The sequence below is a fragment of the Acinetobacter sp. YH12076 genome (assembly GCF_013419525.1).
In the GTDB taxonomy this organism is placed as follows: Bacteria; Pseudomonadota; Gammaproteobacteria; order Pseudomonadales; family Moraxellaceae; genus Acinetobacter; species Acinetobacter amyesii.
On sequence record NZ_VOZY01000001.1, the window covers coordinates 316592 to 330130 of the forward strand.

General features: G+C 42.2%; 10 protein-coding genes and 1 pseudogene. 7 read left to right on the plus strand and 4 right to left on the minus strand.

Annotated elements, in window-relative coordinates:
• Positions 1-53: 53 nt before the first annotated feature.
• The 3 genes from FTU22_RS01335 to FTU22_RS01345 all read left to right on the plus strand — a co-directional run bounded on the left by FTU22_RS01335 (position 54) and on the right by FTU22_RS01345 (position 3926).
• Entirely contained in the window at positions 54-1259 is a 1206-nt protein-coding gene (locus tag FTU22_RS01335; protein WP_180092521.1) for an acetyl-CoA C-acetyltransferase, read from the plus strand.
• A gap of 11 nt (positions 1260-1270) precedes the next feature.
• Entirely contained in the window at positions 1271-3403 is a 2133-nt protein-coding gene (locus tag FTU22_RS01340; RefSeq protein WP_180092524.1) for a 3-hydroxyacyl-CoA dehydrogenase NAD-binding domain-containing protein, read from the plus strand.
• 184 nt (positions 3404-3587) lie between these two features.
• Positions 3588-3926, plus strand: coding sequence for a hypothetical protein (locus tag FTU22_RS01345; RefSeq protein WP_180092527.1), 339 nt, complete (start codon positions 3588-3590; stop codon positions 3924-3926).
• A 77-nt stretch (positions 3927-4003) separates the two neighbouring features.
• On the opposite strand, the gene FTU22_RS01350 is transcribed toward FTU22_RS01345, so the two are convergent.
• On the minus strand, positions 4004-4429 hold the full coding sequence (locus FTU22_RS01350; protein WP_249733326.1) for a GNAT family N-acetyltransferase: 426 nt from the start codon (positions 4427-4429) through the stop codon (positions 4004-4006).
• An 11-nt stretch (positions 4430-4440) separates the two neighbouring features.
• A pseudogene (locus FTU22_RS01355) lies at positions 4441-5663 on the minus strand (SAM-dependent methyltransferase).
• Between the two features lie 107 nt (positions 5664-5770).
• Between FTU22_RS01355 and FTU22_RS01360 the strand changes: the two are divergent.
• Positions 5771-6412, plus strand: coding sequence for a hemolysin III family protein (locus FTU22_RS01360; RefSeq protein ID WP_180092530.1), 642 nt, complete (start codon positions 5771-5773; stop codon positions 6410-6412).
• Positions 6413-6557: 145 nt separating this feature from the next.
• Positions 6558-7871, plus strand: a complete 1314-nt coding sequence (locus FTU22_RS01365; protein ID WP_078194265.1) for an MFS transporter — start codon at positions 6558-6560, stop codon at positions 7869-7871.
• Positions 7872-8163: 292 nt separating this feature from the next.
• On the opposite strand, the gene FTU22_RS01370 is transcribed toward FTU22_RS01365, so the two are convergent.
• Positions 8164-9174: a metallophosphoesterase gene (locus FTU22_RS01370; protein ID WP_078190102.1), complete on the minus strand. Its 1011-nt coding sequence runs from the start codon at positions 9172-9174 to the stop codon at positions 8164-8166.
• A 104-nt stretch (positions 9175-9278) separates the two neighbouring features.
• Here FTU22_RS01370 and FTU22_RS01375 point away from each other — a divergent pair, with 104 nt between their 5' ends.
• A complete protein-coding gene (locus FTU22_RS01375; protein ID WP_306670211.1) occupies positions 9279-10898 on the plus strand; it encodes a phospholipase D family protein in 1620 nt (539 codons plus the stop codon).
• 48 nt (positions 10899-10946) lie between these two features.
• On the opposite strand, the gene FTU22_RS01380 is transcribed toward FTU22_RS01375, so the two are convergent.
• On the minus strand, positions 10947-11768 hold the full coding sequence (locus FTU22_RS01380; RefSeq protein ID WP_180092595.1) for a 1-acyl-sn-glycerol-3-phosphate acyltransferase: 822 nt from the start codon (positions 11766-11768) through the stop codon (positions 10947-10949).
• A 411-nt stretch (positions 11769-12179) separates the two neighbouring features.
• Here FTU22_RS01380 and hflX point away from each other — a divergent pair, with 411 nt between their 5' ends.
• Positions 12180-13514: a ribosome rescue GTPase HflX gene (gene hflX, locus FTU22_RS01385; RefSeq protein WP_180092536.1), complete on the plus strand. Its 1335-nt coding sequence runs from the start codon at positions 12180-12182 to the stop codon at positions 13512-13514.
• Positions 13515-13539 lie beyond the last annotated feature (25 nt).

Consider the following 13539-nt stretch of genomic DNA (forward strand, 5'->3'; position numbering starts at 1 on the left):
AATCCGTACACTCAAAAAACCAATAAAAATTTATAGATCATAGGGACAGGATTATGAGCGAGGCTTACATCATTGATGCCATTCGCACACCGCGCGGCAAAGGAAAAAAAGACGGTTCACTACATGCCGTTAAACCGATTAGCCTACTGACCGGTTTATTGAACGAATTACAAAACCGCCATCAGTTTGACACCGCGGCAGTTGATGACATTATACTGGGCTGCGTGACCCCCATTGGTGACCAAGGTGCAGACATTGCAAAAACCGCAGCCATTGCAGCAGGTTGGGACAATGATGTGGCAGGCGTACAAATCAACCGTTTTTGTGCATCAGGTTTGGAAGCCGTAAATATGGCTGCACAAAAGGTGCGTTCTGGCTGGGAAGATCTGGTGGTGGCTGGCGGTGTAGAGTCGATGTCTCGTGTGCCCATGGGCAGTGACGGCGGCCCTTGGGCGCTTGACCCTGAAACCAATATGGCCTGTGACTTTATTCCACAAGGCATTGGAGCCGATTTAATTGCCACCATTGACGGTTACAGCCGAGCAGATGTGGATGCCTTTGCAGCCAACTCTCAGCAAAAAGCAGCCGCAGCTCAAGCCAATGGTTATTTTGACCAATCTGTCGTTCCTGTTAAAGACAAAGCAGGCGTGACAGTTTTAGCCAAAGATGAATTTATTAAACCAACGACCACAGCAGAAGGCTTAGGCAAGCTCAACCCAAGTTTTGCCATGATGGGGCAAATGGGCTTTGATGCCATTGCCTTGCAAAAATATCCTGAAGTCGGCGCAGTCAACCATGTACACCATGCAGGGAACTCATCGGGCATCGTTGATGGTGCTGCCGTAGTATTGCTTGCCTCTGAAAAAGCGATCAAAGAACAAGGCCTAAAACCGCGTGCCAAAGTGCTTGCCACTGCATTGGTGGGTGCAGACCCAACCATTATGCTGACTGGCCCTGCACCTGCTGCACGTAAAGCCTTAGCTAAAGCTGGCTTAACCATTGATGATATTGACCTATTTGAAGTGAACGAAGCTTTTGCAGCAGTCGTGATGCGTTTTATTACCGAACTCAAGGTTGATCCTACCAAAGTCAATGTGAATGGCGGTGCAATTGCATTAGGACATCCGCTGGGTGCAACAGGCGCCATGATTTTAGGCACCCTGATGGATGAACTAGAACGCCAAGGTAAAAAACGCGGCTTAGCAACACTTTGCGTGGGTGGCGGTATGGGCATCGCAACGATTATTGAGTTGGTATAAGGAGAATAAAAATGAGCGCAATTCAATTTGAAAAAAATGCCGACAATATCGTCATTTTAACTTTAGATTCTCCAAACCAATCTGCCAACACCATGAATGCAGACTTCCGCACGGCACTGGCTGAAACGGTAGACAAACTGCAAGCAGATGAAAATATTGCAGGGATTATTTTTCGTTCCGCAAAAAAAACCTTCTTTGCCGGCGGTGACTTAGACGAACTGATTCAAGCTACACCTGAGCATGCGACAGAATTCTTCAATATGATTGAAGAGATGAAAGCCAAACTGCGTTATATCGAAACCCGTGGCATTCCTGTTGTAGCAGCCTTAAATGGTACAGCGCTTGGCGGTGGCTGGGAGTTAGCTCTTGGCTGTCATTATCGAATCGCCCTTAATGATGCTAAAGCGAAATTTGGCTTACCTGAAGTAACCTTAGGTTTACTGCCGGGTGGTGGCGGTATTGTTCGTATGGTACGTTTATTGGGTCTGCAAAATGCATTTCCGCTCTTGATGGAAGGCAAACAAATTGGTGTCGAAAAAGCCAAATCATTGGGGCTGATTCAAGACACTGCAGATAGCCTTGAAGACTTGATGGAAAAAGCCATTGCGTGGGTGAAAGCCAATCCAAAATCACAGCAGCCCTTTGATGTAAAAGGCTATAAAATTCCGGACGGGACGCCATCGACTCCTGCTGTGGCGCAAATGCTCGCCATTGCCCCCGCTATGCTACGTGACAAAACCAAGGGCTGTTACCCTGCGCCTGAAGCCATTATGTCGGCTGCAGTTGAAGGCGCTCAGGTCGATGTTGATACAGCGCTCACCATTGAATCACGTTACTTTACTTACCTTGCAACCGGTCAAATTTCTAAAAATATGATCGGCACCTTCTGGCATGGTCTCAACGCTATTAAGTCTGGTGCAAGCCGTCCAAAAGACGTCGCGAAATGGCAAGCCACCAAAGTTGGTATTTTAGGTGCAGGCATGATGGGTGCAGGCATCGCTTATGCCACAGCATCAAAAGGCATTGCAGTTGTACTCAAAGATGTTTCTGTTGAAGCTGCTGAAAAAGGCAAAGCCTATAGCCAAAAACTGCTGGATAAAAAAGTATCTCAAGGCCGTTTAAGTGCAGAAAAACGTGATCAAGTTTTAGGACTGATTCATGCCACTGCAGATGCTGCCGACTTACAAGGCTGCGACTTGATCATTGAAGCGGTATTTGAAAATGTCGAACTCAAAACCAAAGTGACACAAGAAGCAGAAGCCTATTTGGCAGATGGCGGTATTTTTGCATCCAACACCTCAACCTTGCCGATTTCAGGCTTGGCCAATGCATCTCAAGATCAAGCTAAATTTATCGGTCTACATTTCTTTAGTCCTGTCGACAAAATGCAATTGGTGGAAATTATTAAAGGTAAAAACACATCGGCTGAAACCTTAGCCAAAGCCTATGACTATGTACAGCAAATTGGCAAAACACCAATTGTGGTGAATGACAGCCGTGGCTTCTTTACCAGCCGTGTCTTTGGCACCTTTGTGCAAGAAGGTTTACGTCTGCTTTCTGAAGGCATACACCCTGCCCGCATTGAAATGGCAGCGCTAAAAGCTGGCATGCCTGTAGGCCCATTGGCGATTCAAGATGAAGTGTCTTTAACACTCTCTGAGCATGTTGCAAATGAAACACGTAAAGCCCTACAAACCGAAGGCAAAGACCTGCCTCGCTCAGGTGCGGATGAGGTGATTCAGACAATGATTCATGAGTTCGGACGTAAAGGTAAAGCTGCCGGCGCAGGTTTTTATGAATATCCTGAAGGCGGTAAAAAGCATCTCTGGGATGGCTTGAGCAAATGGCAGAAAGATAATGCTATTTCTGAACAGGAAATGATTGACCGCTTCCTGTTTGTACAGTCACTCGATACCTTACGCTGCCTAGAAGAAGGCGTTTTGCAGTCGACAGTCGATGGCAATGTCGGTTCAATCTTCGGGATTGGTTTTGCCCCTTGGACAGGTGGTGCACTTCAATTTTTAAACCAATATGGTTTGGAAAAAGCGCTATTACGTGCCAATACACTAGAAGCAAAATATGGCGAACGCTTCAAAGCACCGCAATTGCTGAAAGACAAAGTAGCGAAAGCTGAGCAGATTTAATTATTCATTTTGAGCATGCAAATTTTGCTGTTCAATCACATCAAAAGGAGCTTCGGCTCCTTTTTATTTTCCTTGTCAGTCGCGTGTTTGCAAACAAGCCTAGAATTTACGCGAACTCTCATCAGTTTTATGTTATAAAGTAACAAGTTTTTTGATTTCTTTTTATCCGATTGAGTAGCTTGTTATGACTGATCATACTTCTCCTGAAAAATCACCGTGGGGCTGGAAAGCACTGATTATCTTCTGTATTTTAGGTGCGCTATTCATGGGTATTTTCTGGCTTGCTGTGACCAATGAACCAGACTATATGCCGAGCCAACAGAAAAAAGACAATACTCAACAGCATGCATTTAAAAATGCCCCTGTGATGTCAGAAGAAGCGTTGAAAAAGGCGCAAGCTGATCAAGCAGCTCGTGAAGCTTCTACGCCGACTGCAGCAGATATGCAGATGACTGAAGAACAACATGCACATATGGATGACATGAGCCCTGAACCTACTGCATCGAATGATCATGGTCACTAAGCTTTGACCTCATCTATATAAAAAAACGCTTAAAATATTAAGCGTTTTTTTATTTATAGATGTCCAATTTTACGTATTTAAGCCAAAGCCATGTACATATCTTGATGCGGAATACCACAATCTAAATATTCATCACCTTCAACAACAAAACCTAAAGCTGCATAAAACGGTATAGCATGCACTTGTGAAGATAGTTTTAAATATTCACGTTGCTCTAATTTCGCTTGTTCGATAATGGCTTGCATCAAGATTTTACCAATCCCCTGACCGCGATAGGCCTTTAAAACAGCAACACGACCTATACTGTTATTTTTCAACAAACGTGCAGTTGCAATAGCTTTCATCCCATCATGAACAATAAAATGCAGTGAAATCGCATCTTCTGCATCCCATTCATCTTCGGGCGATATCTGCTGTTCTAAAATAAAGACCTGTTCACGTATCGGCCGAGCTGCAGATGCCAGTTGCTCCCACGGACCAAATTGAATATTTAACTGCTGCATCCCTTCATCCTTTAGCATTTACAGCCAATATCTTGCTGGTCCCATTGATCATTCAACAATAATTCTAACGAATGCTTTTGAATGCCATACATGTCTTTTAAAGCTTGGATCTGCGTCAATACCGCTTGATCAGGTTCGACATAGTCTGCACGTTTGGTTGCCAAGATCATTTTATTTTTACTGGTATGTTCAAGTGCCACAAACTCAAAGACTTTGGTTTCATAACCATATGCTTTTAATAAAAGTGCACGAATCGTGTCGGTGAGCATTTCTGCTTGCTGGCCGGCATGAATACCAAATTGCAACATCGGTGCAAGTACTTGTGGCGCTTTCAATTGCGGACGCAGTTCTTTATGACAACACGGCGCACACATGATCATTTGCGCATTTAATCGAATACCGGTATGAATCGCAAAGTCCGTTGCCACATCACAGGCGTGCAGCGCAATCATGACATCTAAGCGCTCAGGCGCATAGGTACGAACATCGCCTTGGAAAAAATCCAGTTGGCTGAAATTCGACTGCTGAGCAACGCTTTGGCAAAATTCCACCATTTTTGGATTCAGCTCAACCCCAGTCACTTTAGGCACTTGCTGGTGTTTTGCTAAATAATCATATAATGCAAAAGTCAGATAGCCTTTACCTGAACCAAAATCCACGACATTTAGAGATTGATCGGTTTCTTTGATCTGACTTAAAGCACCTGAAAAAATTTCTACAAATTTATTAATTTGTTTCCATTTACGTGCCATGCTCGGAATAATTTGTGCTTTTGCATCCGTAATACCGAGTGGCTGTAAGAAATAACTGTTTTGATCGACATAGCGATGTTTTGCTCGATCATGCCCTTGCTGCTCCGTAGGATTTTTCCCAAAAGCAGGCTGCTTTTTGCTAATGCTTAGCATCACTTTCTTTTTATTTTTTTGAGCTGAATTTCTTCATCCAAGGTCATCAGGTTGGCTTGCTTACAACAGCTTAATAAACTTTCGACTTGTTGATTTGCAGATGCGATTGGATAGTTTTTGGTGATGTCTTGGGTTTTGTAACGATATAAACAGCTAAGAAACGACTCACCTTGCAGCGAAATGACTCGTAAGGTCATTTTTTCTAATTGGTCTAATTCACCTTTATACTGACTCAAGATCATGCGATCAAAACGCTGTGTTTCAATGGCTTGCTGAAAGGCTGCTAAAAATTGCTGCTCTTGCGTAGAGGGAGAAGCCAAAGATGACATAATATAAACCTAGATAAATTTGCATAACAATTTTAAATCTTCTTACACCAAAAGCAAAATTGAATTACTATACACTTGTATATTTAAATTATTATAAAAGATACGTTATGAATACTCCCCACCTTTTAGCTTATGACCCAGCTGAAGAAAGACTGAATTTCTATACCCATGCTTTCGGTGCAGCGTTGTCTGCCATCGCAGGTATCCTACTGATTTTAAAAGGATCATATCTTCCAACTGGACAATGGCTTGCACTTTGGGTGTATGCATTCAGTATGCTATTATTGTTTTCAGCCTCGAGTCTATATCACTTCGCAGAATCTCCTGAGCGCCGTGGTTGGTACAAAAAACTCGACCATACCGCAATCTATTATTTAATTGCAGGTACTTACACCCCGTTTCTGGCAATCGCACTGCCTACCGCAAAAGCGCATTATTTACTCATTGCACTGTGGGTCATTGCTGCAATTGGAACACTATTCAAATTAATTTTCATTCATCGTTTTCAAAAGATTTCGTTGATTGCCTATTTGGTGATGGGATGGCTTGCAGTACTGGTAATTGATGATATGCAACGCTTTTTATCTGATCAAGCTTTAACCTACCTGATCATTGGCGGGCTATCTTATACAATCGGTGCATTGTTTTATGCCTTAAAAAAGGTAAGATATACACACGCTATCTGGCATATTTTTGTATTGATAGGTGCAGGATCACATTTCCTGTCGATTTATCTCTACGTGATATAACCCACTGACACTGCATTCTTTAGTGACCCTAATTCCGCAGTTCGTAAGTTGGTATTTCGTATTTTTTTAAGAAATTACGCCTTTTTTAAAAAGATTACGCTTTTAAAACTAAGTTCAATTATTTTTAGTAAGTGTAAGGTCCACCATGGCGTCTTCAAGTGCTGCTGCCACTGAACAGCAACCAACAAATTCAAAATTCCGCGTACTTACAGCAAGTCTTGTAGGTACCACAATCGAATTCTTCGATTTCTACATCTATGCAACTGCGGCTGTAATTATCTTCCCGCATCTGTTCTTCCCTGCAAGTACAGATCCAACAACCGCAACGATTCAATCTCTAGCAACGTTTGCGATTGCCTTTATTGCTCGCCCGATTGGTGCAACATTCTTTGGCCATTTAGGTGACCGTATCGGTCGTAAAGCCACATTAGTTGCCGCTCTCCTCACCATGGGGATTTCGACAGTATGTATCGGCTTGCTTCCAACCTATGCTCAAATTGGTATCGCTGCTCCGCTCATGCTTGCACTTTGTCGCTTAGGTCAAGGTCTTGGTTTAGGTGGTGAATGGTCAGGTGCCGTGCTACTTGCAACTGAAAATGCGCCAGAAGGCAAACGTGCTTGGTATGGTATGTTCCCTCAATTAGGTGCGCCAATCGGCTTTATTCTTGCAACAGGCTCATTCTTGACCTTAGGTCACTTCATGTCTGAAGCTGAGTTTATGCAATGGGGTTGGCGTATTCCATTCATTGCAAGTGCGCTATTGGTTATTGTCGGTCTATGGATTCGTTTAAAATTACATGAAACACCAGCGTTCCAAAAAGTATTGGATAAGCAAAAAGAAGTAAATATTCCGTTCAAAGAAGTGATCACTAAGCACTGGGGGATGTTAATTCTCGGTACGATTGCCGCGATTTGTACATTCGTTGTGTTCTACTTAACCACAGTATTCGCTTTACAATGGGGTACAACCCAGCTTGGTTACACACGTGAAGAATTTTTAAAACTTCAACTGGTTGCCACACTTTGTTTCGCTGCCTTCATTCCACTTTCTGCTGTATTTGCTGAAAAATTTGGTCGTAAAACGACTTCGATTGCGGTATGTGTTGTATCTGCATTGTTTGGCTTAGTCTTCTCAAGCATGCTTGAGTCTGGCAGTACTGCGATGGTGTTCTTATTCCTATGTATCGGTCTTGCGATCATGGGTTTAACCTATGGTCCAATTGGTACGGTATTGTCTGAAATCTTCCCAACGTCTGTACGTTACACAGGTTCAGCTTTAACCTTTAACATGGCTGGTATTTTTGGTGCATCTTTCGCGCCATTGATCGCAACTAAACTTGCAACTGGCTATGGTTTATATGCAGTAGGTTACTACCTAACTGCGGCATCAATCCTTTCATTGATCGCGTTCTTAATGATTCGCGAAACTAAAAATGATGATGTGAATAATCAGGTTTAATCTGCACATAATAAAAAAGCCAGCACATATTGCTGGCTTTTTTATGTCTCAAATTGAGTCAATGACCTGATGAATACTCTGTAGTTGACAGCATTTTGATGTAATTCATGAAAGCAACTTAGATCCAACTAAGCAATACACCTTATCTGTTCCAAGACACGGTCATTCACTCAACTTCAAACTACAAATGTTTCATGGCACGATTCAATTTTATTAACAAAACAAGGTTTGTAGCTCTTCATCAAGAGGAACAGTCACCAAACGGTTAGTGATAATGAACGGTAGATTTTGATTAAACCAACTCGATAATATCAATGGTCGGTGGCACAAGAAAACGGAAAGGTACCCCAACCATGCCCGTACCAACAGTGACAAAGACATCTGCATTGTCATGCTGATATAGCCCTTTTTTATGACCTAAAATCGACACTTTTTTCATTACATAATCGGTCAACCATGGCAATTCCACTTGTCCACCATGTGTATGACCCGACAACATCAATGGTCGTCCTGGCAGTTTAGGTACCATATCAACGGTATCTGGATTATGCGACAAAATGATCCAAGGTTTATCTTGTGGCAATTCTGGCAAATAGCGCATATCGGCTTTACCTGCCCATAAGTCCCCAACGCCTAATAAGCGAAACTCATTAAACTCGACTACTTGCCCTTCGATATCCACCACATGATTACTTTCTAATGCATGTTTTAATAACTCTTGAATAGGCGGACCAGGATATTGCTCATCATGATTACCATTCACCGAATAAATCGGAGCAATAATTTTTTTTAGTACGGCCAGTTCTTCAGCTAACTTATTTTCTGGCTCATAAGTCCAATCCCCTGCAACCACGACCAAATCAGGATTTTGTGCATTGATTTTATCGACGATCATTTTTAACTGACGTTCATGACCCGAAAATAAACCAATGTGTAAATCACCAATTAAAGCAATGCGTACAGGCTTTAATAATTGTCGTGTTTCATGCAATTGATATTGACATTTTTTCACCTGAATCATGTGCGGCTCGATAAATCGGGCATAGCACAAAAGCCCCGTAACAGCACCGACAAAAATCGCTTCATGTAGTGAATAATAGCCACTCCAGCCTGCATAAAAGCTAAAGAAGAATAAAGGGATAAGTAAATACGAGAGATAAAACGCCAACAAATGTACGAAGGCTTTAAACGGATGAATCGTTTCCGTGCGCGACTGGCTTAACCAAGCTTGGGATATTGCCCAAACGCCCAGCACAGCCAACCCGATATAAAAATACATCACTACGGAATCTAATTCCCACATACATTTGCTCTACAATTTGCCTAACGAGAAAACTCGGTCACTATATTTATCTTTTCACAGCTGACACTTATACTCAAATCAAATTTTTTAGTATGTCTAACAGTATGAACTCAGCTACACTGAAACAGCAAAATTTGTCCTTCATACACAACCACACTAAGGCGGTTTTGCTGAGTTGTAGCCTTGTTTTGACTTTATCTGCATGTAGTACCTTGCCTAAACAGCAAACTCAACCTGTGGAATATGCTTTTAATACCCCGACAGACGATACTAGCCTTGCGAAAATTGTGCTGCCGCTACGTGAACAAAATCCCAACTTAACCGGTTACCACGTTCTGTATGACCCATTAGAAGCCTTAGCAGCTCGAATCGAGCTAATCAATAAGGCCGAAAAAAGTTTAGATCTACAATACTATATTTGGGATAACGACAAAATTGGTGCTTTGGCCCTACATGCCATGATCAAAGCTGCAGATCGTGGGGTGAAAATTCGTTTATTGGTCGATGACAACAATGCAAAAAAAATGGAAGGCATTTATATGGCACTCGACCAGCATGCCAATATTGATGTCAAACTGTATAACCCATACCGCTTCCGACATTTCCGCCCTGTCGATATGGTGCTGGATCTAAAACGTATCAACCGCCGTATGCACAACAAAAGCTTTATTGCAGACAATCAAATCGCATTGATTGGTGGTCGCAATATGAGTAACCAATACTATAACGTCAGTGATAATTATCAATTTTCCGATGTTGACGTCATGCTGGTCGGTGCGGCATCCGATGAAATCATCCATTCTTTTGACGAATATTGGAATGATGATTATGCCTTTCCAGTACGTCAATTGGTCAATCCACGCCACTATAGTTTGCGCTTCGACAGCCTCAAACAACAACTCGATGACTATAACCAAGAAGCCACTGTGGTCAATTATTTGGACTTAGCTAACCGTTCACATGCCTTTGATGACTGGCTCAACAATAAAATCCAATTTGACTGGGTCAAAGCCGAAGTAGTCAAAGATTCCCCGAGCAAAATCAAATCTAAAGCCAAAAAAGAAGAGCATCTCAACTTTCAGCTCCTCAACCGTTTAGATAAACCGGAACAAAGTGTCGATATCGTTTCAGCCTACTTTGTCCCCGAAAAAAAAGGGGCTGAACGCCTAAAAAACCTTCGTGCAGATGGCGTAAAAGTCAGAGTCTTGACCAACTCATTCCAGGCCAATGACGTGCCATTGGTTCATGCTTTTTATAGCAAATATCGTCAAGATCTCTTGGAACACGACGTTCAACTCTATGAATTTCTCTCTAGACCTGATGCAGAAAACCTCAACACCAATACCAAAGAGTTGGCGGAAAAATCTAAAGTTAGTCTAAAAGGTTTAAGCCGTTCAAGCCTACATGCCAAACTGATGGCAATTGATGAAAAACAAGTTTTTATTGGTTCATTTAACTTTGACCCTCGCTCAGCATATTTAAATACTGAAATTGGGGTATTACTGAATAGCCCACGCTTAGCCAAAGCAGTCCACTACACCATGGATGAAAATTTGAGTAAATATGCCTATAAGTTAGTACTCAATGCAGACCAACAGATCAATTGGAAAATTAAGTTGTCAAATGGTCAAACGCGTATTTATCCACGTGAACCGAAAATCAAGTGGTGGCAAAAAGCAGGGGTGAAATTTATCTCTTGGTTGCCGCTCGAAGGCTTTATGTAAGGATTGTGCTGCAAAGGCATCCCCCTTGCAGCATGTATCACTAATTCATTAAGCTTCAACTGGAACTGGCGCTTTAAGGACTTTGGCTTGAAGTTCTGCCAATCCCTGATTCATTTTTTGCTGCACTTCTTGTGTCAGACTGTCAACAGTATGACCTGCCGAATCAATTGCGGGCAATGTCATCAGATGCGCTGTGACTTTCGGCATTTCTAAGACATTTTTGACATGTCGATCAAAGCTAATGTCTCCGACATAGGGCGCAATATTATCGAGTTCACCGTCCTGATTCACATAGCAAATTAAGCAAATTTGGACTGGACGTTCGGCTTCAATTGCCGCACCTAAAATACGACCATGAATTTTTTTAATTTTGCTGCCATCTGAAGTGGTGGCTTCTGGGAAAAAGAGTACCGGCGTATCTTGTTTTAAGAAGCCTGTAATTTGTTCTTTAATTTTAATCGAGTCGCCAGAGCCACGCTTAATAAATAAGGTGCCACCGCCTTTCGCCAAATTACCCAGTACCGGCCACTTTTCAATTTCAGCTTTCGCCAAAAAGAAAACACGTGCGCTAGAACCCAAAACTGCCACATCTAACCATGAAATATGATTACTTACCCAAAGGGCTGGTTGACGTGGAATTTCGCCATGCACTTTGACTTCAAGATTAAATACTTTGCATAACTTGCGACAAAAATACTGCACATAGCGGGTATTTTGCGGGTTATTCGGGTCTTTATACAATTGATGACGATAAACCAAATAAAAACCCTGCGTCACGGCAACAGCTGCTGCACCGACTTTTTTACAATACAAATAAATTTTTGAAAACACATTAATTTGCGGTGTATTGACGATTTGAGGTTGATTCATAAACGGTTCACTAAAAGGACACGGTGCCACAATTTGGCGTAAATTTTCATCATCATATACCGAAGACAGTTTTTTTGCATTGATCATAAAAACCGAAGTCGAAGATAATATTTTCCCATTTTAATCGTTTTTAAAAATCAAATATTATTTTTATATCGGTTTTAAAGGTTAAAATTATGAATCATTCATATTCAGACAATCCCCCTATTTCTTCATGGCAAGCGTTAAAAGCCCTTGCTGGTTTTTCACTGATATATATGAGTGTGCTTTTTTTACTGGCACTGAGCTTTCGCAGCTTTCTCTAATTGAACTGCAGGTCGTACAGCAACTTTGCCATTAATCCATCACTTAGATTAACCACCGCACTCCATTTTCGCCTAAAATGAATCTTTAAACAGGAGTGTGTGCTGAGTGGAAAATTTAAATCAACATCAAGCGAGCGGTGAACGCGTAATTTTAGTCAGTGTGGCAGTACAAATGCTTGCAGACCTTGATGCCGAAGAATTCCACTTACTTGCTCAATCTGCAGGTGCCAATATTCTGCAACATGTGCATGCTCAGCGTATTAAGCCTGATGCCAAATTATTTATCGGCTCAGGGAAAGCTGAAGAAATTGCAGAAGTAGTCGCGGAATATGAAGCCGAATTGGTCATCTTTGACCATGCTCTCACCCCTGCCCAAGCACGTAATCTTGAACGCATCATGCGTTGTCGTGTGGTCGATCGTACAGAATTAATTTTAGATATTTTTGCCCAACGCGCACGTACCTATGAAGGTAAATTGCAAGTTGAGTTGGCTCAATTACAACATATGGCTTCACGGCTGATTCGTAGTCGTGGCGATCTCGATAGCCAAAAAGGCGGGATCGGCCTACGTGGACCAGGTGAAACGCTGCTGGAAACTGACCGTCGTCTACTCAAGCTGCGTATGGGGCAACTCAAAGCGAAACTTGAGAAAGTCCGCCAAACACGTATGCAAGGTCGTGTGGCACGTCAAAAAGCTGCTGTTCCAACCGTGTCATTGGTGGGTTATACCAATGCTGGTAAATCGACCTTATTTAATAATTTAGCAAAAAGTGATGTCTATGCAGCAGACCAACTTTTTGCGACACTTGACCCAACTTTACGCCGTCTACATTGGGATGGTATCGGCAACTTAGTTCTCGCGGATACTGTAGGTTTTGTGCGTAATTTATCGCACTCACTGGTTGAGTCGTTTAAAGCCACCTTAGAAGAAACGTTGGAGGCGACCTTATTGTTACATGTCATTGACTCCAGCAGTCCGGACATGATGGAACAAATCGAGGCTGTCGAAAAAGTACTGAAAGAAATTGGTGTCGATGTTCCGATTCTGCGCGTTTATAACAAAATTGATGTCAGTGGCGAAGATCCTAAAATCATCTATGGCAAGCCGCATCAGCCGGAACGTGTTTATGTCTCAGCACATAGTGGTAAAGGTCTTCCCTTATTACGCCAAGCGGTTCAAGAATGCTTAATGGGACAGATTCAAAGCTTTGAAGTCCGTCTAAAACCGGCTTATGGCAAATTAAGAACACAACTGTATGCGCTCAATGTGATCCAAAATGAAAGTTATGATGAACAAGGCAACTTAATTTTGCATGTCATCATTGCCCCGCATAAGTTAGAACAACTGATTAAACAGGCGCATTTATCCATTGATGAAATATTGGGAACGCGTGCGCAACAATTCCAACGTCCACTTGAAGAATTTGAAATTAAAGACTAAATCGGTTAAAACTTGATTAGTATAA

What these genes read in the sequence shown, in the direction of transcription:
- FTU22_RS01350 (WP_249733326.1), bottom strand. Translation starts at nt 4,429, where the DNA reads ATGCAGCAGTTAAATATTCAATTTGGTCCGTGGGAGCAACTGGCATCT.
- FTU22_RS01335 (WP_180092521.1), top strand. Translation starts at nt 54, where the DNA reads ATGAGCGAGGCTTACATCATTGATGCCATTCGCACACCGCGCGGCAAA.
- FTU22_RS01360 (WP_180092530.1), top strand. Translation starts at nt 5,771, where the DNA reads ATGAATACTCCCCACCTTTTAGCTTATGACCCAGCTGAAGAAAGACTG.
- FTU22_RS01380 (WP_180092595.1), bottom strand. Translation starts at nt 11,768, where the DNA reads ATGAATCAACCTCAAATCGTCAATACACCGCAAATTAATGTGTTTTCA.
- FTU22_RS01365 (WP_078194265.1), top strand. Translation starts at nt 6,558, where the DNA reads ATGGCGTCTTCAAGTGCTGCTGCCACTGAACAGCAACCAACAAATTCA.
- FTU22_RS01345 (WP_180092527.1), top strand. Translation starts at nt 3,588, where the DNA reads ATGACTGATCATACTTCTCCTGAAAAATCACCGTGGGGCTGGAAAGCA.
- FTU22_RS01375 (WP_306670211.1), top strand. Translation starts at nt 9,279, where the DNA reads ATGAACTCAGCTACACTGAAACAGCAAAATTTGTCCTTCATACACAAC.
- FTU22_RS01340 (WP_180092524.1), top strand. Translation starts at nt 1,271, where the DNA reads ATGAGCGCAATTCAATTTGAAAAAAATGCCGACAATATCGTCATTTTA.
- FTU22_RS01370 (WP_078190102.1), bottom strand. Translation starts at nt 9,174, where the DNA reads ATGTGGGAATTAGATTCCGTAGTGATGTATTTTTATATCGGGTTGGCT.